Genomic DNA, 26,389 nt, shown 5'->3' on the forward strand with positions numbered 1-26,389 from the left:
CTCTTTTTTGGGTGTTCCTTTTTTTTTTTTTTTTTCCCTGGGGTGACGGGGGGTTGTTTTTTTTTCTTTTCTTTATAACCCAAACAACCCCCCCACGACCAGCTGTACCGAAGCCTGACTTGAGACACCTGTTTCCACCACCACCGCAGTAGTCGGCCCGGCGCCGGGTCCGGTTCCCGCCGCCGGTAATCTGCCTCGCGACACCACCAGGACACCTGTTCCACCACCGAGGAACCATCGGTGAAACCTGGGAGTGCCACGAAATGACGATTTCCGCGCCGGAAGCCGCCGTCCGCACGGTGGAACTGACCGTGTCGGGGATGACCTGCGCCGCTTGTTCGGCGCGGGTGGAACGCACGCTGAACAAGCTCGACGGGGTGCGCGCGTCGGTGAATTACGCGACCGAGCGCGCCACCGTGCAGGTCCCCGAGACTCTTGCCGACGAAGTGCTCATCGAGCGAATCCGCAAATCCGGCTACACGGCGCAGATCCGGGGCGACGAGGATCCGGACATCGGGTTCGCCCGGGTCCGGGATCTCCGGCGGCGGCTGGTCGTCGCCGCGCTGCTGGCGATCCCGCTGGGGAACCTCTCGATCACGCTCGCCCTGGTCCCGCGGCTGCGGTTCCCCGGCTGGGAGCTGCTGTGCCTCGCGCTGGCCGTTCCCGTGGTGTTCTGGTCCGCGCTGCCGTTCCACCGCGCCACGCTGCGGAACCTCCGTCATCGATCGTCCAGTATGGACACCCTGGTGTCGCTGGGGGTGCTCTCGTCGTTCGCGTGGTCGGCTTGGTCCGCCTTCGCGGGCGGCACCGAACCCGGCTACTGGATCGGCTTCGGCCCGACGGCGGCAGGCGCGGACGCGATCTATCTCGACGTCGCCGCCGGGGTGACCACCTTCCTGCTGGCGGGCCGCTACTTCGAGAGCCGGTCCCGGCGCAGCGCCGCCGGGCTGCTGGCCGCGCTGGACGCCTTGGCCGCCAAGGACGTCCGGGTGCTGCGGGACGGGGCCGAGGAGCTGGTCCCGATCGGCGAGTTGGCCGTCGACGACCTGTTCGTGGTCAAGCCGGGGGAGTCGATCGCCGCCGACGGTGTCGTCCACAACGGACTGTCCACTGTGGATGTCAGTGCGGTGACCGGTGAACCGGTGCCCGCGGAGGTCACCACCGGGGACCGGGTCATCGGCGCCTCGGTGAACCGGGACGGCAGGCTCGTCGTCCGCGCGACCGCGGTCGGCACGCATACCCAGCTGGCCCAGATGACCGCGCTCGCGGAACGCGCGCAGGCCCGCAAGGCCGCGGTGCAACGGCTGGTCGACCGGATCTGCGCGGTGTTCGTCCCCGTCGTGCTCGGCGTGGCCGCGCTGACGCTCGCGGTCTGGCTGCTCGGCGGGGCACCCGCGCGCGAAGGGTTCGCCGCGGCCGTCGCCGTCCTCATCATCGCCTGCCCGTGCGCGCTCGGGCTCGCGACGCCGACCGCGCTGATGGCCGGGGTCGGTCGCGGCGCCCAGCTCGGCATCCTCATCAAGGGACCGGACGCGCTCGAGGCGAGCCGCACGGTGGACACCGTCGTGCTGGACAAGACCGGCACCGTCACCACCGGGAAGATGACCGTGACCGCGTGCCGTCCCGCCGACGGGTTCACCATCGGCGAGCTGCTGCGGTTCGCCGGTGCTGTCGAGGCCGGTTCGGAGCACGCCATCGCGGCGGCCGTGGTGACCGCGGAGCGGGCCGAGCTGCCGGACCTGCCCACGGTCGAACGCTTCGCCGCGCTGCCCGGGCTCGGTGCGCGGGGCGAAGTCGAGGGACAAGACGTCCTCGTCGGCAACGCGCGGTTGTTCGCCGACCGCGGGATCGCCGTTCCCGGCGACTTCACGGCGGCGGACGGCGCGACGGGGATCCTCGTCGCGGTGGACGGCCGGGTCGCCGGGCAGCTGGAGGTCCGTGACGTCGTGAAGCCGTCGGCACGGGCCGCCGTCGACGCCCTGCACGCGCTCGGCCTGCGGACCGTGCTGCTGACCGGCGACAACGAAGCCGCCGCCAACGTGGTCGCGGAGGAGATCGGCGTCTCCGACGTGCGCGCCGGAGTGCTGCCCGCGGAGAAGGCCGCGGTCATCGAGGAACTGCGGGCCGGCGGTGCGCGGGTCGCGATGGTCGGCGACGGGATCAACGACGGTCCGGCGCTGGCCACCGCGGATCTCGGCATGGCGATGGCCAAGGGCAGCGACATCGCGGTCCGCTCCGCCGACATGGTGCTGGTCCGCGAAGACCTGCGCGTGGTGCCCGACGCCATCCGGCTCGCCGATCGCACGCTGCGGATCATCCGGGGGAACCTGCTCTGGGCGTTCGGGTACAACGTCGCCGCGATCCCGCTGGCCGCGCTGGGACTGCTGAACCCGCTGATCGCCGGGGCGGCGATGTCGCTGTCGTCCGTGCTCGTCGTGTCCAACAGCCTCCGGCTCAAGGATTTCGGCCGGGCGGACCGACGCGCCGCGTGACACTTGCGGGTGGTTTTGTACCATCGCCCCTCGGAACAAGGGGGCCTTCGTGAAGCCGTTGAACACCGGCGAACCCACCGGCGTGGGGCGCTACCGGGTGTTCGCCGCGCTCGGCGAGGGCGGGATGGGCCGGGTGCTGCTCGGGACCTCTTCCGACGGGCGCCTGGTCGCGATCAAGCAGGTCCATCCGGGTTTCGCGCACGACCCCGGCTTCCGTGAGCGGTTCCGCCGGGAGGTCGAAACCTCCCGTCTGGTGTCCGGCGCGTACACCGCGCCGGTCATGGACGCCGATCCGAACGCGCCGACACCGTGGCTGGCCTCGGTGTTCGTGCCGGGACCGGCGCTGTCCGAAGCGGTCTCCGCCGGCGGCCCGCTGCCTCCGGTGGCGGTCCGGCATCTCGCCGCGGGCCTGGCGCTGGCGCTCGGCGACATCCACCGGGCCGGGTTGATCCACCGCGACCTGAAGCCGAGCAACGTCATCCTCACCGGTGACGGCCCCCGGGTGATCGACTTCGGAATCGCCCGCGCCGTCGAAGGCGACTCCGAACTCACGCACACCGGCGCCGTGATCGGTTCGCCCGGGTTCATGTCGCCGGAACAGGCCGAGGGCAGACCACTGACCCCGGCGAGCGACATGTTCTCGTTCGGCGCGCTGCTGGTGATGGCCGCGACCGGGGCGAATCCGTTCACCGGGACGTCCACCCCGCACACCTTGTACAACGTCGTGCACGTCCACCCCGATCTGCGGCAGCTGGCACCCGAGCTGCGGCAGATCGTCGAGCCGTGCCTGGCGAAGAACCCGGCGGACCGGCCGTCACCGGCTTGGGTGCTGGAGCGGCTGGGCCCGATCCCGCCGATGACCAGCCCGTGGCCTCCGGTGGTGTCGCATCTCATCGAGACGCAGCAGGCCCAGGTCCGGCGGCTGCTGAATCCGCCGCCCCCGAAGCGATCCCGGCGCGGCTTGTACGCGGGTCTCGCCGCGGGCGCCGTCATGCTGCTCGCCGGCGGCGTCGTCGCGGCGGTCTCGCTGTCCGGGGAAGATCCGCCGGTGGCCGTCGCGCCGACCTCGCCGCCGCAGCCGGACGAACCGATCGCCACCCCGGTCAACCAGGACCCGCTCGGCCCGGACAATCTGCGCCGCGTCGACCTGTGCAAGGTCCTCGAAGGACGAGACGTGCCGGGCTTCGGCAAGCTGAGCAGGAAGATCGACGTCCAGTTCGATTCGTGCACGTACTCCTCGCCCGCGGGCAAATGGCTGGAGCTCGCCGTCGGCGGCGATCTGATCGAGGGTGAATCGGGCGGCGAGCTGGAAGGGCTTCCGCTGCGGATCAAGGGCTCCGACGACTCGTGCGCGGTCGCCGTCCCGGTCTCCGGCCTGCCGAACACCAAACTCACCGCCGACGTGAACTCGATGTCCACAAAGGACGCCGCGTGTTCGGTGGTGAAGGCCGCGCTCGCCGACGCGGTGAAGCGGATCCGGGACGGTGGCCAGGAACGCGAGCTCACCGCCGGGACCTTGGCGCCGCTGGATCCGTGCGCGCTGCTCGGCCCCGCCACCACCGACCGGCTGATCGGCCCGGTCGTCGAAACGATCCGCGAACATCTGCACGAATGCCGGTACGACACGGCGGGCAGTGTCCGGCTGAGCTTCGTGCGGTCGTACCCGCCGGTTCAGTCGAAGGACTCCTACTACACCGGCACCGCGACCTTGGACATCGGCGGCACCAAGGTGTATCTGGCGAAGAGGGACGACGGTGCCGCCCGCTCCAGCTGTTCGCTGACCTGGCAGCACCGGTCCGTGAGCGACCGTGACGGGGAGAACGTCGAGCTCACCGTCGGGACCAGCGGTGCCGAGACGAACGCCGACCAAGCCTGCGAAAAGGCCAAGCGCTTCGCCGAAGCGCTGATGCCGAAACTTCCGAAACCCTAGGGCTGATCAGTGAAACCGTTGAACCCCGGCGAACCCCGGCAGATCGGCCCGTACCGGATCATCGCCGAGCTCGGCGAAGGCGGGATGGGCCGCGTCGTGCTCGGCCTCGCCCCGGACGGCAGGCTCGTCGCGGTCAAACAGCTGCACGCCCAGTTCGCGCACGACCCCCGCTTCCGTGAGCGGTTCCGGCGCGAGGTCGCCACGTCGCGGCTGGTCTCCGGCGCCTACACGGCAGCGGTCATGGACGCCGACGCGGAAGCGGAAACCCCGTGGCTCGCCTCGGTCTTCGTCACCGGACCGTCCTTGAAGGAGGCCGTGGACGCGGCCGGACCGCTGCCCGCCGAGTCGGTGCGGCTGCTGGCGTCCGGGCTCGCCGCGGCGCTGACCGAGATCCACCGTGCCGGGCTGATCCACCGGGACCTCAAACCCAGCAACATCATCCTGACGAGTGACGGCCCCCGGGTGATCGACTTCGGCATCGCGCGAGTGGCGGAGGACGCGCAGGACCTCACCGGGACGGGCGCGATCATCGGCTCGCCCGCGTTCATGTCCCCGGAACAGGCTGGCAGCGGGCAGATCACCGGCGCGAGCGACGTGTTCTCCCTCGGCGCGATCCTGGTCATGGCCGCGACCGGCCGCGGCCCGTTCACCGGCCCGACCGCGCCGCAGACCCTGTATAACGTCGTGCACGCCGCGGCGGATTTCAGTGCCGTCCCGGACGAGATCCGGCAGGTCGCCGAACCCTGCCTGGCCAAGGACCCCGCCCGGAGGCCGACCCCGGAACAGATCCTGGACTTCCTCGGCCCCGTGCCGCCCGGTGCGGCGCCCTGGCCGCCCGCCGTGCACGCCCGGATCCGGCAGCAGGACACCGAAGTGCGTTCGGTGCTGGCCCTGCCGCTGCCGATCTGGCGGCCGCCGCCCAAGAAGATGGCGCCGCGGACGAAGAAGATCCTGTTCGGCTCGCTCGCCGCGGTCGTCCTGCTCGTCGTCGCCGGGATGGTCGCGCTCGGCCTCGCCATCGCCGAGCACGCCAAACCCGAGAATCCCGGGACGACGTCGCTGTCGGCGAACGAGGCGCTCGGCCCGGAACGCCTGCGCATGGTGGATCCGTGCAAGGTGCTCGCCGGCCGGTTCGTGCAGGAGTTCGGCACCCTGAAGCCCGAAACCGGCCCGATCTACCCGGCCCGCTGCAGGTACACCGGTCTCAAGGGGGCCGGCTTCGAACTCCGGCTGGGCGAAGGCCTGAGCACCGGCAGCCTCGAACGGACGGACCGCACCGCCGAAGGACAGCCGTTGCTGCGCAGCACGATCAGCGGCGGCTGCGATTCGGTCGCGCAACTGCCGTCGGACCGGCGGCTCGGCGTCGTCGTCTCCCATCCCGGCCGGGAAGGCGATCCCTGCAAGGCCGCCGACGACATGCTGGCCGTCGCGCTCACCCGGCTGCGCACGCACGAGGTCGACCGCGCCGGTGACCCGGCGAGCATCCTGCCGCTCGACCCGTGCGCGGTCGCCGACCCGGCGGTGCTCACCAAGGCCATGCCCAACGCGCGGCCCGCGCCGCGGACGCTGCGGATCTGCGAGTGGGTGGGCGGCGGCGACACGCTGACCGTCGAGCTGCAGCGAGGCGCCTACGCGCCGGAGGGATCGCCGGTCGACCTCGGCAGCGGTGTCACCGGCGACATGCGGGAGTTCGGCGGCTCGAACTGCGCCGTCACCTGGCAGCATCGTCCCCTGCCGGACCGGGAGGCCGAACACGTCGCCGTCCGGCTGCTGGCGCGCGAGGGGAGCGGAAGCCCGTGCGACCGGGCGAAGGAGATCGCGGGCTCGATCGCTTCCCGGCTGCCGGAACCCTGAGCTTCGCGGAGAGGGAACCCCCTGTGACGCCCCGGAAACGGGGTCCGCTAAGCTATCGTCAGTACGAACGAAACACCACGCGCGTTTAGCTCAGCGGGAGAGCGCTTCCCTGACACGGAAGAGGTCACTGGTTCAATCCCAGTATCGCGCACCAGGTTCGCTTCCTCCGGTGGACCGAAGTTCGTACCGCGGGCGATTAGCTCAGGGGGAGAGCGCTTCGTTCACACCGAAGAGGTCACTGGTTCGATCCCAGTATCGCCCACCGCAGTGAAGGCCCCACCCGGCACCGGGTGGGGCCTTTTCGCGTTACTCGCGTGCTTGAAGGCGTAACTCGCGTGATTGAAGGCGTATCTCGCGTGCTTGGAGGGACGACACGCGTGATCAGACGGACGACACCTGTGTCCGGGCGGACGGCTCGCGGCGGATCCGGCCGCACCGTGTGCCGTCCCTTCAGTCACGCGTGTCGTCCGTCTGATCACGCGTGACGTCCACCCGGTCACGCGAAACTCCCAGTTCGGTTCAGGGTCTCGTGAGTGGTAGGGACGGTTAGAACCGTCCTTACCACTCACGAGGCCCGGAGCGCGCTGACGAGGACGGCCACCAGGAACAGTCCACAAGCGACGGCAGCCGACACCTGAAGCCCTGTGGTGCAGGCGGCCTTCGCGGCGTGGAGCAATTCGTCGGCTAAATGCGAGGGAAGGCCCGAGGCGGCGGCCTCCGCTTGGGCCGGTCCTGAGAGGGCGAGCACTCGCGCTGGTTCGGGGACGCCGGCCGGGATGGCCAGGTGCCCCGCGTACACGGTGGCGGCCAGGGAACCGAACACCGTCGTCCCGAAACCGGCGCCCAGTTCGTAGCCGGTCTTCTCCACGGCCGCGGCACCGCCCGCCTGATCCGCCGACGTCGCCGAAAGCAGGGTGTCGGTGCTCGAAGTGAGCGCGAGTGCCATCCCCAGGCCCAGCCCGGTCAACCCGGCACCCAGCAGTACCGGCGACGTCAGCGCCGCCGAACCCGCCGCCGGGACCAGCAACGAGACCGCCGCCACCGCGAACCCGGCCGTCCGGACCCGGGCGTTCCCGAAGCGTCCCAGCAAGGACGGGGTCACCACACTGCCGACGGCAGACGCGCCGAGAACCAGGAGCAGCCGCCCTGCCGCCGCGGTGGGCGAAAGCCCGAGCACCACCTGGAGATACTGCGCGAACAGCAGGCCGAGCCCGACGAGCGTGCTCATCACCAGCAACACCCCGCCCACCGCGGCCCGCACTCCCGGCCGCCGGAACAGGGCGAGGTCCAGCAGCGGCGGATCGGTCCGGCGCTGGCGGCGCAGGAACAGTCCGATGAGGACACTGCCGGTCACGGCCGAGGCGACGGCGGTGGTCCACGCGCCCGGATGCCCGACGGCGAAAGCGATCCCGAGGACGCCGCCCGCCGCGAGGGCGGCACCGACCGCGTCCCACGGCCGCCGCCCGGGCGGATTCCGGGGTAGCCACCGCAGCGCCAGGACGACCGCCGCCAGGATCACCGGCGGATTCAGCAGGAACGTGGCCCGCCAGCCCCACGCTTCGACGAGCACGCCGCCGAGGATCGGCCCGAACACCGACCCGGTGCCCGCGATCCCGCTGCACACGGCGATCGCCGTGCGGCGATGCCGCTGGTCCGGGAACAGTTCGCGGAGCAGCGACATCGTCACCGGCATGATCATCGCGCCGCCGCAGCCGAGCAGCGCGCGGCAGCCCAGCAGCACCGGCACGTTCGGCGCGAACGCGCAGCCGAGCGACGCGATCCCGAACACGACGTACCCGGCGACCAGTACGCGCCGCCGCCCGTACCGGTCGCCGAGGGTGCCGAACGGCAGGAGCAGCGGCGCGGCGGTCAGCGGGTAGATCGCCACGATCCACACCTGTGCCGCCGCGCCGGGGCGCAGCTGCCGGACGAGGTCGGGCAACGCGACGTGCAGCACGGTCGCGTCGACCGCCACGAGGAAGAGCCCGGCGCCGAGTACCGCCAGCAGCGGCCAGGCGCGGTCGACCGCTCGCTCGGCCCGGGCCGTGGTCACAGGAGTCCCGTCAGATGCCTCGCCACGACGTCGACGTGGGGCGGGTCGACCACCGACAGGTGATGCGCCTCGACCGGCACGATCTCCAGTTCCGGGCACAGTTCCGCCCAGCCCGCCGCGAGATCCGTGCGCGAGTACCGCGGCTCCATCGCCAGCCCGGCCGCGTACTGCTCGGTCGCCCGGTAGAGCACGACGCGTCCGTCGTAGCGGCGGGGCGTGCCGCGTTCGGCCGCCAGGGTGTCCAAAAAGGACTGACGCTGGTGCCGGAGCACGCCGGGGCTGAGCAAGCCTGCCTCGGCGACCCGCCGCATGGTCAGCTCGATCTGCTCCTCTTCGGGCAGCGGTGCGAGTTCCTCGTGTCCGAGCCGCACTTCGCGGCCGTAGGTGCCCTCGACGTATCCGGTGAAGCGCAGGAACCGCCGGGCGGATGACGCCCTCGCGTCGAGGTCCGGCTCCGGAAGGGGAAGCATCGTGTCGATCAGCGCGACGAACTCGACCTCCTCGCCTTCTTCGGCGAGCCGGGCGGCGATGCCGTACGCCAGCGCCCCGCCGAACGACCAGCCCGCCAGCCGGTACGGCCGGTCGCGACGTTGTTCCCGCACCAACGGCAGCAACTGTTCGACCCGTTCCTCGATGCTGACACCGGGAACGCGTTCGAACCCGACGCACGGCACACCGGAGGGCAGCCGCTCCAGCAGCGGCCGGTACACGGTGCAGGTGCTGCCACCGGGGTGGAACAGCAGCAGCGGCGCGACTCCGGCCTCACCGGGAACGAGGACGTGCACCGGTCCCCGCTCCTCCCGTGTGTCGATGACCGCGCGGGCTACGTCGGCGATGGCCGCGAGCGAGTCGTGCCGCCGGAGTTCGGCGGCGTCGACAGGCGTGGCGAGTTCGGTGCTGAGCCCCTTGGCGAGCAGTTCGGCCAGCCGGTCCGGTGTGGCCGTCTCGGTCAGCCGGACGTGCATGCCGGTCGCTTCGGCGCCGGTGTGCTCCTGCCACAGGCGCAGCACCAGGCGGTCCGCCGCGTCCCAGGCACGACCACGCGACGGCAACGGTTCCTCGTTCTCGCGGGGTGCGAGATCGCGGCTGAGATCGGCGAGCGTGGCGCCCCGGAGCACGGCGGCGGCGTCGGGTTCGGTGCCGAACTCCCGGCGGACGGCCTCGCGGATCCGGTTCGCCATCAGGGAATCCAGTCCGAGCTCCACCAGCGGGACGTGGGCGTCGAGGCGGTCGGGGCGCAGCCCCATGACGGCGGCGACGATCTCGGTGAGCCGGTCGCCGCCGCGCACCGGTTCGGGTTCCGGCGTGCGGGCCGCGAACGTCGGCGGTTCCTCGACGGCGGTGTACCAGTGCCGTTCGTGCCGCCACGGCATCGGCGGGACGTCGACCAGCCGGGCCCCGTCGTCCGGATCGGCGGTGGTGATCCGGGTGCCCGCGCAGTACAGCTCGGCCGCGGCGGCGCCCAGCGCGCGGACCTCGTCCTGGCCCCGGCGCAGGGTTCCGGTGACGAGCGCGTCGGTGATCCCCTCGGCTTCGAGTGTCCTCGCCACCGAACCCCGCAGGATCGGATGCGGCGACACTTCGAGGAAGACGCGGTGCCCGTCCGCGGCGGCGGCCGCCACGGCCTGCCGGAACCGCACCGGACGCCGCAGATGCGCTGCCCAGTATCCGGCGTCGAAGTCCGGCAGCTCCCGAGGATCGGCCAGAACCGTGTCGTACCAAGGAACCGTCGGACGACGGCCACCCAGTTCGACGAGGGCTTCCCGGAGGGCGGGCAGCACCGGGTCGACCCGGGCGGAATGCCCGGCGACCTCGACCGGCAGTCGGCGCGCCCGCAGCCCGGCGGCTTCCAGTTCCGCGACCAGGAGATCGAGCACGGTCGCGTCCCCGGCCACGGTCAGCTGCCCCGGCGCGGATTCGACGGCGAGTTCGATGTCCGGGTACAGGTCCAGCTCCTCGGGCGCGAGTTCGACCGCCGCCATCGCACCGCCCGGCCCGATGGTGCCCAGGAGCCGGGCCCGGGTCGCGACCAGGTGGACGGCCTCGTCGGGGGTGAGCACGCCGCTCACCACGGCGGCCGCCGCCGAGCCGAGCGAGTGCCCGACGACGGCCGCGGGCCGGACGCCGAGTGCCTCCCACTGGGCGGCGAGCGCGATCTGCGTTCCGAAGATGGCCGTCTGCGTTTCGGGCAGGGACAAGGGATCCCCGCTGGTGAGCAGCGCGCGCAGCGAGCGGCCGGTGTGCTCGGTGAACAGGTCGTGGAGCTTGTCGACCTGCGCGGCGAACGCGGGTTCGGCGGCCAGCAGGCCCTGCCCCATACCCGGCCATTGCGAGCCGTGACCGGAGAACACGAAGACCGGGCCGTCGGTGCTCCGGGCGGTGCCGGTGACCGCGCCCGCAGGCAGCGGATCGGCGCCGGATCCGACGGCGCGCAGCAGATCCGCCAGTTCGGCCGTGTCCCCGGCGACGACGGCGGCGCGGTGCGGACCGCCGTTGTCCCGCCGGGAGAGCGTGTGGGTGACGTCGGCGAGGGACAGCGACGACGTCGTGTCCAGCCAGTTCGCCAGCTGCGTCGCGCGTTCGGCGAGACGGTCGTGGGTGCGGGCGGACAGCAGTCCGATGCGGACGTCGCCGCGGTCCGGGACCGGCTCCGGCGGCGGCGCCTGTTCGAGGACGACGTGCGCGTTGGTCCCGCCGAAGCCGAACGCGGACACGCCCGCCGTGGCCCGGCCGGACCGGCGTGGCCACGGCGTCGGTTCGGTCACCACCTTCAGCCGCAGATCGTCGAACGGGATATGCGGGTTGGGTGCGGTGAAATGCAGCTGAGGCGGCAGTTCGTCCCGGGTCATCGCGAGGACGACCTTGATCAGCCCGGCGATCCCCGCGGCCGCCTCCGCGTGCGCGATGTTCGTCTTCACGGAGCCGATCAGCAGCGGAGCGTCGGCGGGACGGTCCTTGCCGAGCACCGCGCCGAGCGAGCGGGCCTCGATCGGGTCACCCAGCAACGTGCCGGTGCCGTGCGCCTCGACGTAGTCCACTGTGGACGGATCGAGTCGGGCGCCGCGGTACGCCGTGCGCAGCATGTCCTGCTGCGCGGCGGGATTCGGCGCAGCCATACCCTGCGACCGGCCGTCGGAGTTGACCGCGGTGGAGCGGATCACCGCCAGCACCCGGTCCCCGTCGTATTCGGCGTCCGCCAGCCGCTTGAGCACGACGACACCGCAGCCCTCGGCACGCGCGATACCGTCGGCGTCCGCGGCGAACGTCTTGCAGCGGCCGTTTTCGGCGAGCAGCCCCGCCGCGGCGAACGCGGCCGTCGTGCCGGGCAGCAGCATGAGGTTCACCCCGCCCGCCAAGGCAAGATCCGCCTCGCCGTCGCGCAGCGCGCGGACCGCGTGGTGCACCGCCACCAGCGACGAGGAGCAGGCGGTGTCCACCGCCATACTTGGCCCTCGCAGGTCGTAGACGTAGGAGAGCCGGTTGGCCGAGATGCTCCCGGCCGCGCCGGTGGCGGTCCACAGATCCACGCCTCCGCCAGCCATCGTGAGGTGCCCGTAGTCGTGGGTGGAGATCCCGGTGAACACGCCGGTCCGGCTGCCGCGCAGGGAGGCAGGGGCGATCCCGGCGTGTTCGAGCGCGGCCCAGGCGACCTCCAACAGCATCCGCTGCTGAGGGTCCATTGTGGACGCTTCACGCGGGGTGATGCCGAAGTGGTCCGCGTCGAAACCGGCCACGTCGTCGAGGAATCCGCCGACGATCGGTGCCGCGTCGGCGCTCCACCGGCCCGGAGGCGCGGTCCGGACGGCGTCCCGTCCACTGCGCAGCAGCTCCCAGAACTCGTCGAGCCCGTCCGCTCCCGGCCAGCGGCAGCCGAGGCCGACGACGGCGATCGGATCGGTCCGGCGACGGTCCGTGCTCGCCGCTTCGGGATCGGGCTCGGTGCCGCCGGTGAGCGAGCGGGCCAGGTGGTCGATGGTCGGGCTCTCCCACAGCAGGGTGGCCGGGAGCGGGGTGCCGAGCAGGTCTTCGAGATCGGCGGCGATACCGACGGCCTGGCGGGAGGACAGGCCGTAGTCGCTGAGCGGGCGGTCGGCTTCGAGCCTGGCCGCGTCGACGCCGGTGTGCCCGGCGACGGTGTCCAGCAGCCAGCGGCGCAGCGTGGGCGTGTCGAACGACGGGTTTCTCATCGCACCAAGGCCTTTCCGTAATCGCCGGCGAGGTAGCGGTCGCGGCAGGCGCTCCGCGCGATCTTGCCGCTGGAGGTCCGCGGGACCAGGCCCGCCGGGACGAGCACGACGTCGCGCAGCGCGAGGCCGTGCGCGTCGGAAACGAGCCGCCGGATCGTCACAGTGAGCGCCCGCTCGTCCTCGGTGGTCAGCGCGGTGTGGCCGCGGTGCTCGGCGACGACGACCGCGGCTTCGGTGTCGGTGCCTTCGACGGCGAACGCGGCGACACTGCCGGGGCGGATGTCGCGGTCGGCCGAGGCCGCCGTCGCTTCGACATCCTGCGGGTAGTGGTTGCGGCCGTCGACGATGAGCAGGTCCTTGATCCGGCCCGCGATGTAGACCTCGCCGTCGTACCGGACGCCGAGGTCACCGGTGCGCAACCAGGGGCCGGTCGGCAGGTCCCCGTGGTCGCCGGTCAGCCTGGCGCCGAAGGTTTCGGTGCTCTCCAAGGGTTTCTGCCAGTAGCCGGTGCCGACGTTGGGGCCGTGGACCCAGATCTCGCCGACCGAACCGTCCTTCAGCGCGACGCCGGTTTCGGGATCGACCAGCGCGACTCGCTGGCCCACCGGGACACCGCAGGCGACCAGCTTGAGACCGTCGTCCGCCGTCCGTGCCGTTCCGGCACCCAGCGCGGCACGGTCGAACGTGGTGACCCGCGGCGGAACGCCGGGACCGGTGGTGACGAACACGGTCGCCTCGGCCAATCCGTACGCGGGCCGGGTCTTGTCCGGGGTGTACCCGACTTCGGCGAAGGTCTCGTGGAACCGGTCGAGCACGCCGGGATTGATCGGCTCGGCGCCGTTGACGATCGCGGCGACCCGGTCGAGCCGAAGCTTGGCGCGGTCTTCCTCGCGCACCCGGCTCGCGGCGTAGTGGAACGCGAAGTTCGGGGCGGCGCTCCAGCTCCCGTTGTGGTCGCCGAGCAGTTCCAGCCAGCGCACCGGGCGCTCGATGAAGGCCAGCGGATCCATCAGCACCGTCCGCATGCCCATCGCCAGCGGCGTGATCAAACCGAGCACCAGACCCATGTCGTGGAACAGCGGCAGCCACGACACCGTGGTGCCCGTCGGGGCGATACCGAGCCCGTGCACCGCTTGGCGGACGTTGGCGAGCACGTTCTCGTGGGTCAGCACCACCCCGGCCGGGCTGCGTGTCGAACCGGAGGTGTACTGCAGGTACGCCACGTCGTCCGGTGCCGGCGCCGGGGCGGGCCAGGCGCGGACGGGGCTCGCCTTGTCCGCCGCGACGACCGCGACCTGCTCGCCGCCGGGCAGTCCCGCGAGGAATTCGCGGACCGCGTCCTCGGCCGCCGCGGTGGTGATCACTGCGGTGGGGGAGCAGTCGGTCAGCACCGCGGCGAGCCGCCCGGCGTGCCCGGGCAGCCCGGGATCGAACAGCGGCACGGCGATCGCGCCTGCGGTGATCGCGCCGAGGAAGGCGACGACGTACTCGGCGCTCTGCGGGCACAGCACCGCCACCCGGTCACCGGACCGGACGGGCAGGGCGCTCGCGACGGCGTCGACGCGTTCCTTGAGTTGTTTCCAGGTCAGCGTCCGACGGCGCCCGGCGCGATCGGTCGCGAAGTCGGCGAAGGTCACCGCGGGCCGGTCGCCGTCGGTGTCCGCCCAATGCCGGAGGCAGTCGGGGAGGGTGGGGCCGGCCGTGGCGGGCAGGTTTTCGGGGGCCAGGGACATGGCGTCTCCTCGGGGTTCGGCGGGGTGGTGCGGGGGATCAGCGGCCGAGCGGACCGGCGGCGTGCCGCCAGGCGGCGACGGCGAGCGCGTCGAGATCGAGGCCGGTCGTCCCGGCGTCACGAAGCACGACCAGCACGTCGTCGGCGGCGATGGCGACGGTGCGCAGACGCAGTCCCGGCAGCTCGGGGGGCTGTCCGGGGAGCGTCAGGAGTTGTTCGTAGGAAAGGGTTTTCGCGCCCGGAACGACGGGTGCGGGGTGGACGGTGACGGTCGACACCGCGGTACCGGCCGCGTCGTCGACCGTCACCTTCGAGCACCGCCCGGCCTGCGCGGCCCATGCCGGCAGGTCGGGAGGGTTCGTCATTCGGGCGACCAGTTCGGAGACCTGGCCGCCGGGGACGGCCGACTGGAAGCCCTGGCCGGCGGCGCCGTCACCGACCAGCCTGCCGTGGACGACGTCTTCGCAACCACCGACGTCGACCCTGCTCTGCCCACGGTCCGGGGTGGACAGTGCCGAGGCCACGTCGAAACCGTCGCGCGCGGACGCGTGCGGGACGGTTTCCGGTGGCAGCAGCGCGGCCTCAGGAACGATGGGGGAGGGGGGTGCGGGCGCGGCCTGAATCGATTCCCCGGGGGTGCCGGAAATGGTCGCGACCGCGGCGGCGGACACGACGAGCGCGCGAATTCGGGCAGCCATGAATAGCCCTTTCGGAAGGGTCCTTTGGGAGGTTTGGTCCCTTCGGTGGGACGCGGGGCGCCGGGGTCGCGTCAGAGAACGCCGAACCCGGGCGGCACGACGAAGGCTACGACGGGAAATCGAATACCGGAAGGTGTCAAGAGAACGTAAATGTCCTTCGTGTACAGGGCGTGACCTGCGGATTCTGGCCTTTTCGCTGGTGCGCGAGCCGATCTGGTACTCCCGTGCCACAGTCGCTCACTGTCGGTGAGTGGTGGGTCACCCGACTGGGGGATGCTGATGGTTTTCTTGTTTCCCTGGCATTCATATTGTCCTCCCGGATTGTGGGCAGGACAATTGCGCGGAAGAGGCTCGTCCGCTTAACGTGTCGCCACCTCTGATTTTCTTTCTCGGGTAATCGCCGTCACATTTTCGAATTCGATCGAACGACCGGGACAAAGGATTACGTATGCGCGATACTTCGAGGCGGCTGCGGGCCGTCGCGTCGGTGATGGCCGCCACCTGCCTGCTGCCGAGCGTCTTCTCGGCCCCGGCGCGGGCCGAGAGCGGTGTCCCGGACGCCCGCGCCGACGACGGCTCGCACGTCGTCGCCCAGACCACTGTGGACGGTGATCCGCGGATGCTGGATCTGACGGTGCGCTCGGTCGGCGTCGGGAGTTACGCGATGGTCCGGCTGATCCTGCCGTCCGGATGGGACATCGAACCGGACCGGAAGTGGCCGGCGGTGTACCTGCTCGCCGGGGAGACGCGGCTGCAGGATTATCGCGGCTGGACCGCCAACACCGACATCCGGAAACTCGCCGACGACTCCGGCGCGCTGGTGGTGATGCCCGGTTCCGGTTCCGCGGGGTTCTTTTCCGACTGGTGGAATTACGGCAAGAACGTCGTGCTCAATCAGTGGGAGACGTTCACCGCCGTCGAGATCCCGCAGCTGATCGAGCGCGGCTATCGAGGGGACGGCCGTCGAGTGGCGGCGGGGCTCTCGCTCGGCGGCTACGGCGCGGTCGAACTCGCCGCCCGGCGGCCGGGCGTGTTCCGGTTCGCCGGATCCTTCAGCGGCAATCTCAATCCGACGGGCCCGTACGGCGAGCTGCTGACCAGCGCGATCGTCGCCTCGGCGCGGCAAGACCCCGAAGCGCTCTGGGGTGACCGGCGGCGCGAGGCGTCCCGCTGGGACGCGCACGATCCGCTGGTGAACGCCGACCGCCTGCGCGGGACCGAGCTGTATCTGTCGACGGGCAACGGCCTCCCGGGGCCGTTCGACGGCAAGCTCCCGATCGACGTGCTGCCCGGCGCGATGCTGCTCGAATTCCTCTGCTCCGGCCAGACCACCGCGATGGCCGACCGGCTCAACCGGCTCGGTGTCCCGGTCATGACGGACTTCTACGGGCCGGGCACGCATCACTGGGCGTACTGGCAGGACCAGTTGCACAAGACTTGGCCGCGGATGCTGCGTGCCCTCGCCGCGCCGGTGAAGGCGGGGGAGTCGTCGTGACACGTCCGTCCTTTGTGGTCACCGGGGCGTCGAGCGGGATCGGCCGGGCATGCGTGGCCGAACTCGTCCGGCGGGACGCCCACGTCTGGGCCAGTGTGCGCACCGACGCGGATGAACGGGAACTCGTTCGTGCGCACGGCGAAGCGGTCACCGTGCTGCGGATGGATCTCCGGGATCCGGCGTCGATCGCGGCGTGCGGCGAGAAGGTCGCGGCGGCGGGTCCGGTGCAGGGGCTGGTGAACAACGCCGGGATGGCCCGGCCGGGACCGCTGGAACACGTCCCGCTCGACGATTTCCGGCACCAGCTGGAGGTCAACGTCACCGGTCAGCTCGCCGTCACGCAGGCGATGCTGCCCGCGCTGCGCGCCGCGTCCCGTGCCAGGGTGGTGACGGTCGGGTCGATGGGCGGACGGATCGCCGGGCCGATGGTCGGGCCGTATCACACGTCGAAATTCGCCTTGGTCGGGTTGACCGACAGCCTGCGCGCCGAGCTGGCCCCGTCCGGGATCGGCGTCGTCCTCGTCGAGCCCGGCGCCGTCGCCACCTCGATCTGGCCGCGTGCCCGCGCCGCCGCCGAAGAGGTGCGTGCCGCACTGCCGGAAGCCGCGCGGGAAAGGTATGCGGCGCAACTGGACGAGGCCGAACGCAGTGCGGAGCGGTCCGCGCGGAACGGGGTGCCGCCCGAGCGGGCGGCGCGGGTCGTGGTCCACGCGCTGACCGCGCGCCGGGTCGCGCCGAGGTACCTGGTGGGCAGGGACGCGCGTATCGCCGCGGTGCTGGCGAACCTGCCGTTCCGCCTCCGTTACCGGCTGACGGCGGCGAAGCGATGAGCCGGCTGGTCGTGATCGTCGCTCCCGGCTCGCGGGGCGACGTCCAGCCGTGCATCGCCTTGGGGCGTGGTCTCGACGGTGATCGGGTGCGGGTGCTGGCGGCCGAACGGTTCCGGACCCTGGTGACCTCGCACGGCCTGGAGTTCGCGCCGCTCTCGGCCGATCCCGGGGAGATCCTCGGTTCGGACGGTGGACGCGAATGGACCGAAGGGCGTACGTCGGTGACCTTCCTGCGCGGGTTGCGTGGTGCGCTGGCTCCGGTGATGGAGCGTCTGCTGGCCGACGTCCACCAGGGAGCGGCGGGGGCGGACCTCGTCCTCGCCCCGACGCTCGGGTTCCTCGGCGCGCACCTGGGCGCGTCGCTCGGTGTTCCCGACGTGGAACTGCACTACCAGCCCAGTGTGCCGACGGGGGCCTTCGCGCATCCGCTGGTGCCGTGGGCGGCCAAGGTCGGGCCGTGCGGCAGGCGGTTGAGCTTCCGCGCCGTCGACACCGTCGCCTGGCAGGTGCTGCGGCCGGAGGTGGACCGGTGGCGCGAGCGGTCACTCGGCCTGCCCCCGGCCGGGCTGCGCGGGCCACGGCGGTCGGAAACCCCGGTACTGTGCGGATTTTCCGACGCCGTGGTGCCCCGGCCGAAGGACTGGCCCGCGCGGGTCCACGTCACCGGGTACTGGTTCCTGGAGGCGCCCGCCGCCTGGCGGCCGGATCCGCGGCTGCGGGATTTCCTCGCGTCCGGGCCGCCTCCGGTGTACGTCGGTTTCGGCAGTATGCGGCCCTCGGAGGCGGAGCGGACGTTCGAGGCCGTCCGCGCGGCGTTGCGCCGGGCCGGGTTGCGCGGTCTGCTCGGCACCGATGCCGGAGCAGGCGACGACGATCTGCTGACCGTCGGGGACGTTCCGCACGCGTGGCTGTTCCCGCGCACCGCGGCGGTGGTGCACCACGGTGGCGCGGGTACGACCGCGGCCGCGTTGCGCGCCGGTGTTCCTTCGCTGGTCTGCCCGGTCTTCTCCGATCAGCCCTACTGGGGCGACCGGGTTTCCCGGCTCGGCGCCGGTCCGCGCCCGCTGCCGTTGCGGGAGCTGACGGCGGACTCGCTGACCGCGCGGCTGCTGGAGCTGTCCGGCAACCTCCTCTTCCGCCGCGGCGCGCAGTACGTCGCGGCGCGGCTGCGTGAGGAGGACGGGGTGGCGCGAGCCCGGCAGGTGCTGCGGGAGGTGGGATAAATGTATGCGTTTCGCATATAGTTGAGTCATGGATATCGAGACGGCGATCAACGAATGGCACGAGAGTGTCAACGAAGGCGACCTGAAGCGATCGGCGGAGGCGGTCGGGGATCCGGTCGTCGTCCTCGGGCCGAAGGGGGCAGGGCCGATCACGTCCGCGCAGTTCGCCGACTGGGTGGACCGCTCGGGGATCAGGCTGAAGCCGCGATCGTGGCATCCGGTCAGTGATCGCCTGATGGTGGTGGAGGAGGACGCGACCTGGCCCGAGAGCGCGGGGCCGACCCGGGTGGCGACCGTGTTCCGCGTGGGCGGCGGCAAGGTCACCGCGGCGCTCCGGCTGCCCGACCTGAAGTCCGCGCTGGAACTGGCCTACCTCTGCCGCGAGATGGCGGCGACCGAATGAGTGTCCAAGGTCCTGGCCAGGCACTGTTCGCTTTCGTCCGGCACTGGTCGCGCCGGACGGCGGCCGTCGCCGATCAGGGCCGTCTCGTCCTCGTCGGCGAGGCCGTCCACTCCCTCGCCGATCGCGGGGCCGGGACGACGGTGAACGCGATCGCCGTCGAGATCGGGCTCGACCAGAGCGGCGCGTCGCGGCTGGTCAAGGCCGCGATCGAGGCGGGCTATCTGTCCATGGAGGCCTCGCGCGGCGATGGGCGCCGTCGCGAGGTTTCGCTGACCGCGGCGGGCCGGTCCATGCTCGACCAGGCGCATCGTTGGCAGGAGCAGGTATTCGATCAGCTGACCGCCGGGTGGAGCGAGAAGCGGCGAAGCGAGTTTCAGCGGGCCATGAGCGAACTCATCGACCGCTCGCATCTGCTACATGCTCCGTGAGGCGGCCGAAGCAGGACTGCCAGCCTTCGGCGTGGCTGTCGCGCTCCGCCACGGTCTCGAAGATCGCTTGGTGGAACGCCATCTCCGTCTTGCCGTCGAGATCGGAGAAGTCGACCGTGACGAGGGTGTCGTGCCCGCGGAAGCCTTCCGGCTCCTCCCAGGCGAAGCTGAAGACGAGCCGCTCCGGCGGGACGATCTCGTGGTAGACGCCTGACATCCACAGCTCGGTCTCGCCGTCGCTGATACAGGTGCGCCACTTGCCGCCCACGGTGAGGTTGACGGTGCAGGACTTGCTGACGAAGCCGGCGGGGCCCCACCACTGGGCGAGATGGTCCGGATCGGACCACACGCGGAAGACGAGCTCGCGCGGGGCGTCGAGGAGACGGGTGATCGTCAGGTCGGTCATCGTGGTTCTCTTCCGCAGGTTATTCAACCGATGGGTTGATCAATGTCCTGGTTGAACTCTAACGGCGTTGTCAATCGGTGGGCAGCACGTGTGATCAGACGGACGACACGCGTGACTGGGTGAACGGCACGCGTGTCCAGCCGGACGCCTCGCTGCAGACCGGTCGAGTCCGGATGTCGTCCACTCGATCACGCGTGTCGTCCGTCGAATCACACGTGTCGTCCACTCGGTCACGTCGAACCGCTCCGACTGTCGGTGTCGGTCCGTACGGTCGCGGACATGACACTGCGCTCAGCACTCTGGCTGCCGATCTTCGACGAACTGGCCGATCCGGTGATCATCGCCCGCCTCGCCGCCGAAGCCGAAGAAGCGGGCTGGCACGGCTTGTTCGTCTGGGACCACATCCGCTGGCGCGAGCCGGTGCGCGCGATCGCCGATCCGTGGATCACCCTCGCCGCCGTCGCGTCGGCCACCGAGAATCTCGCCTTCGGCCCGATGGTCACGCCGCTGGCGCGCCGCCGCCCGGTCAAACTCGCCCGCGAGACGGCCACTTTGGACCGGTTGAGCGGCGGACGGCTGATCCTCGGCGCGGGGCTCGGCAGTGACCGCTTCGGCGAGGAGTTCTCGAGGACCGGCGACGAACCGGACGATCGCAAACGCGCCGAGATGCTCGACGAATCGCTCGAGATCCTCACTGTCGCCTGGTCGGGTGAACCGGTGCGGCACCACGGCGTGCACTACACGGTCGACGACATCACCTTCCTGCCTCGTCCCGCCCGTCCGGTCCCCGTGTGGCTGGCCGGATTTCCGGGGAAGACGAAGCCGATGCGCAGGGCCGCGCGGTACGACGGGTTCTTTCCGGTGAACCTGCCGCACGCGGACGAGTTCGCCGAGGCGGTCGAGACGATCACCGCCCTGCGCGAAGGCGACGAGGCGCGGTACGACTTCGCCATCGGGGTGCCCGCGGGCACCGATCTCGCGCCCTACGAGCGGGCGGGGGCGACCTGGTGGATGGCCGAATTCCCGTGGGACGACCTCTCCGTCGACGCGGTCCGCGGCGTCTTGAGGGAGGGCCCGGCTTGACCCCGCTTTAATATCTCTTTACTAAATGCGATACTGGACCGACGAGGGGAGTACTTCCCAAGAGCCCGCCCGGTCAGTACGGACACCCCGCCGGTGTCCCCGGGGAGCCGCCCCGCCGGGGTGAAGGAGACCTCGAACTTCGAGTTCGAGGAGGCTTCATGTCCGAGTCCGTGGGTTCGCCGGGGTTGTGGGCGATCAGCATCGCCGTCCTGCTGGCCCTGCTCGTCGCCGATTTCGCGGTGACCCGGCGCCCTCATGAGGTGTCGATGCGGGAGGCCGCCGGCTGGTCGGCCTTCTACCTCGCGCTTCCGGTGGTGTTCGGGCTCTGGTTGTGGCTCGAGTTCGGCGGCGGTCAGGCGCTCGAGTTCATGACGGGTTTCGTCGTCGAGAAATCCCTGTCGGTCGACAACCTGTTCGTCTTCATGCTGTTGCTCGCCGCCTTCGCGGTCCCGTCCGAGGTGCAGCAACGTGTCCTGCTGTACGGCATCGTGGGCGCGCTGGTGCTTCGCGGCGTGTTCATCGCGGCCGGTGCCGCGATGCTGTCGGCGGGAACCTGGGCGTTCCTCGTCTTCGGCGTGATCCTGTTCGTTTCGGCGGTCAAGATCCTGCGCGAGGCCATGTCCGGCGGCCAGAGCGAGATGGACCTTTCGCGGCTGCGGTCGGTCCGGTTGCTGCGCAAGCTGATGCCGGTCACGGACGACTATCGCGGCGCCCGGCTCACCGTGCGTGAACACGGACGCCGCGCGCTCACCCCGCTGGCGGTCGTGGTCGTCGCGGTCTTCGCGACCGACGTGGTGTTCGCGGTCGATTCCGTGCCCGCGGTGTACGGCATCACCGAAGACCCGTACCTCGTGTTCGCCACCAACGCCTTCGCCCTGATGGGCTTGCGCGCCTTGTACTTCGTGCTCCACTCGGCGCTCGCGAAGCTGGTCCACCTGAACCACGGCCTCGCGATCATCCTCGCCTTCATCGGGGTGAAGCTGGTTTTGCACTGGGCGCACGGGATCTGGCCGTCGGTGCCGCAGGTGCCGACCCCGGCCTCGCTGGGCGTGATCGTCGCCGTCCTCGTCACGGTCTCGTTCACCAGCCTGTACGCGCGCCGTCGTGAAGCCGCCCGGACGGCACAGGAGTGAGCGATGATCACCGGACTCGTCGTCGGCTTCCTGCTCGATCTGGCGATCGCCGCCGTCTTCCTCGCCGCGGTGCTTCTGGTCTTCGCGGCGATGCGGCCACCGCGCTGAGCTCAGGGAAAGCGGATCACGGTGATGCCGGCCAGCACGAAGAACACCAGCACCACCAGCGTCCCGCTGTGCCCGCCGGATGAACTGGTCACCACCTGCTCGACGGCACCGGTCAGCCGCACGCCGCAGTCCGCGACGACGGTGTGCCTGCCCGCCTCGATCCGCGTGAACTCGACGGCCGCGGTGAAGGCGCCGGTGCCGTCGGCGTAGGCGCCGCCGACACGTTCGCCGTCCGACGTCAGCGTGACGCGTTCGCCGGGTGTGCAGCCCTTGCCGGTCGCGGACAGCGCGTCGCCGGGCTGCACACTCGGCCGGTCGAGGATCAGGTCGTCCGGGCCTGGCGGGGTGCTGCTCGCCGAAGGGACGTCCGGCGGCGGGGGAGTGTCCGTTGTGGACGGTGGGGTGGTGGTGGGCGGCGTCGTCGTGGTGACCGGAGTGGACGGAGTGGTGGTCGTTCCCGACCTGGTCGGGGTGGTCACCGGCGCCGTCGGCTTGGTCGTCGGCGGCACCTTCGTGGTCGGCGGCGCCGTGGTCACGGTCCCGGTCACCCGGAAGGTCGCGTTCCCGGTCAGCGGCTGGCCGGTCCGCGCGTTCGTGCAGCTGCCCGTGACCGTGTGGCCACCAGGTGCCGCGTTGCCGGGCACGGTCGCCCCGGCCTGTCCGCTGGGGGCACTGACCGACGTGATGGCCGCTCCGTCCCAGGTGAAAGAAATGGGTCCCTTACACGGCGAGAAATTCCAGGAAATGGTGAAAGTACTCCCGGCGGGCCCGCTCGAAGGTTTCAAACCAACCGTGGACTGATAAGGGGACTGCTGCGCGTTTCCCGCTCCCACCTGGGAAAGCAGGAACAACAACCCGGTCACGGTGCCGAATATCAGGCGAACCACGATACGCATTGGGACGTCCCTCTCCGGTAAGTACTCGCTGTAGCATTCCGGACCAGCCGGACAAGGAAAACAGGGGATGCGCAAAATGGGACGTGTCATCGCGGCAGGGGTTGCGTTGGGGCTTTGCGCGATCCTCCTCGGTTCGCCGCCTGCCAGCGCGGACGATGTCGCCGACCCCAGGCTCGATCTGACGGTCACCCTCGACGACCGGCCGATCGCCAACGCCACGGTCATGATCGACCCGGCGAAACAGCTCGAACTCACCGTCACGGCCACCAACAGCGGCGGCACCACCGTCAAGGTCCGCAGCGTCCGGGTGTCCGGCGTGGCGCTCGCCCTGACGTTCTTCGCCTACGACACCACAGCGCCGTTCGAGGTCCCCGCGCACAGCCGGGTCACCAGGACCTTCGTACTGGACATGGCCGATCTCTCCGGTCAGGCGATCGGGCTGCTCCCGTCGACGGTCGAACTGCTCGACGTGCGGCGCGGAACACTCGGCGAGGCGACCACCGTCGCGGACATCCGCGGCTCCTTCTGGTCCGTCTACGGCGCTTTCGGGCTCGCGATGCTCGTGCTGACCGTGCTGGCGTGGCTGACCGCCCTGCTCGCGCTGGCCCGCCACCGCCTTCCCGCCAACCGGTGGCGCCGCGGCCTGCGTTTCCTGCCGGCCGGATTCGGGACCGGGCTCGTCGCCGTCGTCTCGCTGTCGGTGCTGCGGCTCGTTCCGCCGGAGCCGGCGATCGAGATCCCGGTGGTGCTCGGCGCCGCCGCGATCGCCTTCCTGCTCGGCTACCTGACCCCGCATCCCGCGCCGGGCCCGAGTGGCGACGAGACGGTCCGCTTTCCCGACGCCACCGAGGAATTCAACCGATGAGCGCACCCGCCGAGGTGGTCGCCGCGCTGCCGCAGTACGAGATCGGGCCCGCGATCGGCCAGGGCGGGATGGGGGTCGTCTTCGCCGGCGTCCACCGTTCGCTGCGCCGCGACGTCGCCATCAAACAGCTGCCGTGGGACGTGCTGAACCACGCTGTCAGCAGCGAGCTCTTCGACCGCGAGGCGCGCGTGCTGGCCAGCCTCGACCACCCGCATATCGTGCCGGTGTACGACTACGTGCGCACCGGCCGTGAGCATCTGATGGTGATGGAACGGCTCGACGGCGGCACGGTGCACAGCCGGTTCCACAGTGGTGAGATCGGCGGGGAACAGGCCTGCGCGATCGGGCTGGCGATGCTCGCCGGGCTCCACGCGGCGCACGAAGCGGGCGTGCTCCATCTCGACGTCAAACCGAAGAACCTGCTCTTCACCGCACAAGGCGTGATGAAGGTGGCCGACTTCGGCATCGCGAAGGTGATCAGCGAGGGCGCCACCCTCGTCACTCACGGCGGCGAAGTCCTCGGCACGCCCGCCTACATCGCGCCGGAGCAGGCGATGGGCAACGCGCTGAGCCCGGCGGCGGACGTCTACTCGGCGGGCACCGTGCTCTACGAACTGCTGTCCGGGAAACTGCCGTTCGACAACACCCGCGGCGCGATCAGCATGATGCGCCAGCACATGTTCACCGACCCGCGCCCGATCGACGGCGTGCCGTCACCGCTCGCCGGGGTCGTCATGCGCAGTCTGTCGCGCGAACTCGACTCTCGGTACCGCGACGCGGAGACCTTCGCCGCGGATCTCGCCTCCGCCGCCACCGCCGTGTACGGGCCGGGCTGGCTCGAACGCTCCCGCGTGCCGGTGCGGCACCTCACCCCGAGGGTGATCGCCGCGATCGGCGCGCCGTCGCCCGCCGGAGACGGCCCGACCCGGCCGGTCCGCCGCCCCGCACCGGATCCGACGCTGTCGGCGACCCGCGCGGAACTCGAGCCGGGGAAACGTCCTGGCACGGTGCTCTGGTTCCGGCTGGCCGCTGCGGTCGCCGCGATCACGCTCGTGGTGCTCACCCTGCTCACCCCGGAACGGCTGCCGCACGAGGCCACGACACTGAAGATCGACGGCGTCGCTGCCTCGTCGGCGCCCCTCGACCTCAGCAAGACGTTCGCGGTGACAGGGGAGGGGAACCCGGGACAGGTCACCCTCGATCTTTCCGCCGCCGGGATCCCGCTCGGTTCCGCGTCCGCGGTACCGGAACCCGAGGGTGAGGGCTTCCGCGCAGATCTCGCTTTTCCCGGGCTCACGCGGTGGATCGTCGGCGGTGCGGTCACCGCGACCTTGACCGCGGACGGTGTCCCGCGCACCTTCACCGTCGTCACCGAACAGCATCCGCTCGCGAGCGCGCTCGGCGCGGGCAGCCTGATCCTCGCCCTGTTCGCCTTGGCGTACTTGGAATCCGGGCTGCGGACCATCCGCAATGGACACCGCTGGCGGGGTGCGCTCGTCGGCGGGCCGGTCCTCGGCCTGCTGTTCGGCGCGACGGCTTGGCTGTGCGTTTCGGTGCTGAGGGTGCACGAGCCCGCGGTCCTGTTCGGCGCCGGTTGCTCGATCGCGGGTGCCGTGGCGACCGGTTTCGTGGTCGCGGCCGCCCGCGTCCGGCGCACGCGCTGAAACCGGGTCACGACTTGCGGTGCTTGCCCTCGTCGTCGACGACCTCGAACTGTTCCTTGCGGACCTTGCCGGAGACCGTCTGATCCTCGGTGACGGTCTCGGTCTTGAGCCTCGCCCGCTCGACCGCGACGGTTTCCTTGTCCACCACCGGTTTCTCGGCGTGCAGCACGACCTCCTGCTCGTCCTCGGCGATCTCGGCCCGCTCGCCGCCCGGTTTCGTGATCGGCTCCCGCTCGACCCGCACCTCCTCGTGGCTGACCGGAACGGTGACCTGCTGCTCCTCGGTGACGACGTACTTGCGCAGCCGGACATGGCCGGTCTCGACCTGTTCGGTGCCGACGTTCAGCCGTTCCTCGGAGCGCGTCATGGCCGGATCGGCGTCGCGGCGCTGCCTGCCCGCGCTCTCGTCCATGCCCGCCTGGCCGCGGCCGGTGCCGCCCCGGCCCTGCGTCCGGTCGTCCATCCGGCCGTCCGGCGAGGTCCGCGGCATCGGGAGCCCGTAATGCTTGTACAGCTGCGCGCTCTCCTCCATGGACAGGTGCCCGTCGGCCTCGATACGGGGCGCGTCGGAGACCGCCTCCTTGTCGACGCGGACGTGCACACCGTCCTGGTCCGCATGCGCTCCCGAGAGCGGGACGAAACTCTCCTTGGTGCCGAACAGGCCCGTCTTGACGGTGATCCATTCCGGCTGGCGCGTCGCGTCGGCGAGGTAGACGTTGCCCACCTTCCCGAGCTTGTTGCCGGTCGGGTCGACCACCGCGCTGTCGATGAGTTCCTGCGGCTGCATGGTCTTCGCCATCGGTCCTGCTCCTCTCGAAGGAATGCTGCTGAGAAGCCCACCGTCGGCCCGGCCGGTGAGCACGGCAACCGTCGTGGGGCACCTGTGGGTGACCCCGGAAAGTGGAGGTT

General features: G+C 70.9%; 21 protein-coding genes and 2 tRNA genes. 15 read left to right on the forward strand and 8 right to left on the reverse strand.

Going from position 1 to position 26,389, the window contains the following annotated elements:
- On the reverse strand, positions 1-260 hold a 260-nt coding region (locus ACFWIW_RS27140), incomplete at its 3' end, for a hypothetical protein (RefSeq protein ID WP_378371061.1).
- 3 nt (positions 261-263) lie between these two features.
- On the opposite strand from ACFWIW_RS27140, the gene ACFWIW_RS27145 reads away from it, so the two are divergent.
- From ACFWIW_RS27145 to ACFWIW_RS27165, 5 genes are all read left to right on the forward strand, one after another.
- Positions 264-2,492, forward strand: coding sequence for a heavy metal translocating P-type ATPase (locus ACFWIW_RS27145; protein WP_378371062.1), 2,229 nt, complete (start codon positions 264-266; stop codon positions 2,490-2,492).
- Between the two features lie 49 nt (positions 2,493-2,541).
- The gene (locus ACFWIW_RS27150; protein ID WP_378371063.1) at positions 2,542-4,422 is read left to right on the forward strand and encodes a serine/threonine-protein kinase; all 1,881 of its coding nucleotides are present in this window, start codon (positions 2,542-2,544) and stop codon (positions 4,420-4,422) included.
- Between the two features lie 9 nt (positions 4,423-4,431).
- Positions 4,432-6,276: a protein kinase gene (locus ACFWIW_RS27155; protein WP_378371064.1), complete on the forward strand. Its 1,845-nt coding sequence runs from the start codon at positions 4,432-4,434 to the stop codon at positions 6,274-6,276.
- A 79-nt stretch (positions 6,277-6,355) separates the two neighbouring features.
- Positions 6,356-6,430 (forward strand) — tRNA-Val (locus ACFWIW_RS27160).
- A 36-nt stretch (positions 6,431-6,466) separates the two neighbouring features.
- A tRNA-Val gene (locus ACFWIW_RS27165) sits at positions 6,467-6,538 on the forward strand.
- A 303-nt stretch (positions 6,539-6,841) separates the two neighbouring features.
- Here ACFWIW_RS27165 and ACFWIW_RS27170 read toward each other — a convergent pair.
- The 4 genes from ACFWIW_RS27170 to ACFWIW_RS27185 are packed head-to-tail and all read right to left on the reverse strand — an operon-like array spanning position 6,842 to position 14,946.
- On the reverse strand, positions 6,842-8,329 hold the full coding sequence (locus tag ACFWIW_RS27170; protein ID WP_378371065.1) for an MFS transporter: 1,488 nt from the start codon (positions 8,327-8,329) through the stop codon (positions 6,842-6,844).
- Positions 8,326-12,516 (reverse strand): beta-ketoacyl synthase N-terminal-like domain-containing protein, encoded by a 4,191-nt coding sequence (locus ACFWIW_RS27175; protein WP_378371066.1) that lies wholly within the window; start codon positions 12,514-12,516, stop codon positions 8,326-8,328. The genes ACFWIW_RS27170 and ACFWIW_RS27175 overlap by 4 nt, the downstream gene beginning before the upstream one ends.
- Positions 12,513-14,249, reverse strand: a complete 1,737-nt coding sequence (locus ACFWIW_RS27180; protein ID WP_378371067.1) for a fatty acyl-AMP ligase — start codon at positions 14,247-14,249, stop codon at positions 12,513-12,515. The genes ACFWIW_RS27175 and ACFWIW_RS27180 overlap by 4 nt, the downstream gene beginning before the upstream one ends.
- Positions 14,250-14,286: 37 nt before the next feature.
- Positions 14,287-14,946: a hypothetical protein gene (locus ACFWIW_RS27185; RefSeq protein WP_378371068.1), complete on the reverse strand. Its 660-nt coding sequence runs from the start codon at positions 14,944-14,946 to the stop codon at positions 14,287-14,289.
- Between the two features lie 448 nt (positions 14,947-15,394).
- Here ACFWIW_RS27185 and ACFWIW_RS27190 point away from each other — a divergent pair, with 448 nt between their 5' ends.
- Genes ACFWIW_RS27190 through ACFWIW_RS27210 form a run of 5 tightly spaced genes read left to right on the forward strand, consistent with a single transcriptional unit; the run spans position 15,395 to position 19,325 of the window.
- Positions 15,395-16,441, forward strand: a complete 1,047-nt coding sequence (locus ACFWIW_RS27190) for an alpha/beta hydrolase (protein ID WP_378371069.1) — start codon at positions 15,395-15,397, stop codon at positions 16,439-16,441.
- The gene (locus ACFWIW_RS27195; protein WP_378371070.1) at positions 16,438-17,271 is read left to right on the forward strand and encodes an SDR family NAD(P)-dependent oxidoreductase; all 834 of its coding nucleotides are present in this window, start codon (positions 16,438-16,440) and stop codon (positions 17,269-17,271) included. Before ACFWIW_RS27190 ends, ACFWIW_RS27195 begins: the two co-directional genes overlap by 4 nt.
- Complete coding sequence (locus tag ACFWIW_RS27200) at positions 17,268-18,494, forward strand: glycosyltransferase (RefSeq protein WP_378371071.1); 1,227 nt, start codon at positions 17,268-17,270, stop codon at positions 18,492-18,494. The genes ACFWIW_RS27195 and ACFWIW_RS27200 overlap by 4 nt, the downstream gene beginning before the upstream one ends.
- Before the next feature lie 28 nt (positions 18,495-18,522).
- Positions 18,523-18,897, forward strand: coding sequence for a hypothetical protein (locus ACFWIW_RS27205; protein WP_378371072.1), 375 nt, complete (start codon positions 18,523-18,525; stop codon positions 18,895-18,897).
- Positions 18,894-19,325 (forward strand): MarR family winged helix-turn-helix transcriptional regulator, encoded by a 432-nt coding sequence (locus tag ACFWIW_RS27210; protein ID WP_378371073.1) that lies wholly within the window; start codon positions 18,894-18,896, stop codon positions 19,323-19,325. The genes ACFWIW_RS27205 and ACFWIW_RS27210 overlap by 4 nt, the downstream gene beginning before the upstream one ends.
- Here ACFWIW_RS27210 and ACFWIW_RS27215 read toward each other — a convergent pair.
- A complete protein-coding gene (locus ACFWIW_RS27215) occupies positions 19,291-19,731 on the reverse strand; it encodes an SRPBCC domain-containing protein (protein ID WP_378371074.1) in 441 nt (146 codons plus the stop codon). The genes ACFWIW_RS27210 and ACFWIW_RS27215 overlap by 35 nt on opposite strands.
- 279 nt (positions 19,732-20,010) lie before the next feature.
- On the opposite strand from ACFWIW_RS27215, the gene ACFWIW_RS27220 reads away from it, so the two are divergent.
- A complete protein-coding gene (locus ACFWIW_RS27220) occupies positions 20,011-20,814 on the forward strand; it encodes an LLM class flavin-dependent oxidoreductase (protein ID WP_378371075.1) in 804 nt (267 codons plus the stop codon).
- Between the two features lie 158 nt (positions 20,815-20,972).
- The gene (locus tag ACFWIW_RS27225; RefSeq protein WP_378371076.1) at positions 20,973-21,947 is read left to right on the forward strand and encodes a TerC/Alx family metal homeostasis membrane protein; all 975 of its coding nucleotides are present in this window, start codon (positions 20,973-20,975) and stop codon (positions 21,945-21,947) included.
- A 110-nt stretch (positions 21,948-22,057) separates the two neighbouring features.
- Here ACFWIW_RS27225 and ACFWIW_RS27230 read toward each other — a convergent pair whose 3' ends face one another.
- On the reverse strand, positions 22,058-22,360 hold the full coding sequence (locus tag ACFWIW_RS27230; protein WP_172843588.1) for a hypothetical protein: 303 nt from the start codon (positions 22,358-22,360) through the stop codon (positions 22,058-22,060).
- Positions 22,361-22,400: 40 nt separating this feature from the next.
- Here ACFWIW_RS27230 and ACFWIW_RS27235 point away from each other — a divergent pair, with 40 nt between their 5' ends.
- From ACFWIW_RS27235 to ACFWIW_RS27245, 3 genes are all read left to right on the forward strand, one after another.
- Positions 22,401-22,856, forward strand: coding sequence for a hypothetical protein (locus tag ACFWIW_RS27235; RefSeq protein ID WP_378371077.1), 456 nt, complete (start codon positions 22,401-22,403; stop codon positions 22,854-22,856).
- 171 nt (positions 22,857-23,027) lie between these two features.
- Positions 23,028-23,816 (forward strand): hypothetical protein, encoded by a 789-nt coding sequence (locus ACFWIW_RS27240; protein ID WP_378371132.1) that lies wholly within the window; start codon positions 23,028-23,030, stop codon positions 23,814-23,816.
- Positions 23,813-25,480, forward strand: coding sequence for a serine/threonine-protein kinase (locus ACFWIW_RS27245; protein WP_378371078.1), 1,668 nt, complete (start codon positions 23,813-23,815; stop codon positions 25,478-25,480). Before ACFWIW_RS27240 ends, ACFWIW_RS27245 begins: the two co-directional genes overlap by 4 nt.
- Positions 25,481-25,487: 7 nt before the next feature.
- Here ACFWIW_RS27245 and ACFWIW_RS27250 read toward each other — a convergent pair whose 3' ends face one another.
- Positions 25,488-26,279, reverse strand: coding sequence for a DUF2382 domain-containing protein (locus tag ACFWIW_RS27250; protein ID WP_378371079.1), 792 nt, complete (start codon positions 26,277-26,279; stop codon positions 25,488-25,490).
- Positions 26,280-26,389 lie beyond the last annotated feature (110 nt).

The sequence above is a fragment of the Amycolatopsis sp. NPDC058340 genome, from assembly GCF_042723975.1.
GTDB lineage: Bacteria > Actinomycetota > Actinomycetes > Mycobacteriales > Pseudonocardiaceae > Amycolatopsis.

Coding starts and splice junctions, on each gene's coding strand:
- ACFWIW_RS27180 (WP_378371067.1), bottom strand. CDS start 14,249: ATGTCCCTGGCCCCCGAAAACCTGCCCGCCACGGCCGGCCCCACCCTC.
- ACFWIW_RS27185 (WP_378371068.1), bottom strand. CDS start 14,946: ATGGCTGCCCGAATTCGCGCGCTCGTCGTGTCCGCCGCCGCGGTCGCG.
- ACFWIW_RS27205 (WP_378371072.1), top strand. CDS start 18,523: ATGGATATCGAGACGGCGATCAACGAATGGCACGAGAGTGTCAACGAA.
- ACFWIW_RS27215 (WP_378371074.1), bottom strand. CDS start 19,731: ATGACCGACCTGACGATCACCCGTCTCCTCGACGCCCCGCGCGAGCTC.
- ACFWIW_RS27240 (WP_378371132.1), top strand. CDS start 23,028: ATGGGACGTGTCATCGCGGCAGGGGTTGCGTTGGGGCTTTGCGCGATC.
- ACFWIW_RS27175 (WP_378371066.1), bottom strand. CDS start 12,516: ATGAGAAACCCGTCGTTCGACACGCCCACGCTGCGCCGCTGGCTGCTG.
- ACFWIW_RS27225 (WP_378371076.1), top strand. CDS start 20,973: ATGTCCGAGTCCGTGGGTTCGCCGGGGTTGTGGGCGATCAGCATCGCC.
- ACFWIW_RS27190 (WP_378371069.1), top strand. CDS start 15,395: ATGCGCGATACTTCGAGGCGGCTGCGGGCCGTCGCGTCGGTGATGGCC.
- ACFWIW_RS27250 (WP_378371079.1), bottom strand. CDS start 26,279: ATGGCGAAGACCATGCAGCCGCAGGAACTCATCGACAGCGCGGTGGTC.
- ACFWIW_RS27145 (WP_378371062.1), top strand. CDS start 264: ATGACGATTTCCGCGCCGGAAGCCGCCGTCCGCACGGTGGAACTGACC.
- ACFWIW_RS27210 (WP_378371073.1), top strand. CDS start 18,894: ATGAGTGTCCAAGGTCCTGGCCAGGCACTGTTCGCTTTCGTCCGGCAC.
- ACFWIW_RS27220 (WP_378371075.1), top strand. CDS start 20,011: ATGACACTGCGCTCAGCACTCTGGCTGCCGATCTTCGACGAACTGGCC.
- ACFWIW_RS27245 (WP_378371078.1), top strand. CDS start 23,813: ATGAGCGCACCCGCCGAGGTGGTCGCCGCGCTGCCGCAGTACGAGATC.
- ACFWIW_RS27200 (WP_378371071.1), top strand. CDS start 17,268: ATGAGCCGGCTGGTCGTGATCGTCGCTCCCGGCTCGCGGGGCGACGTC.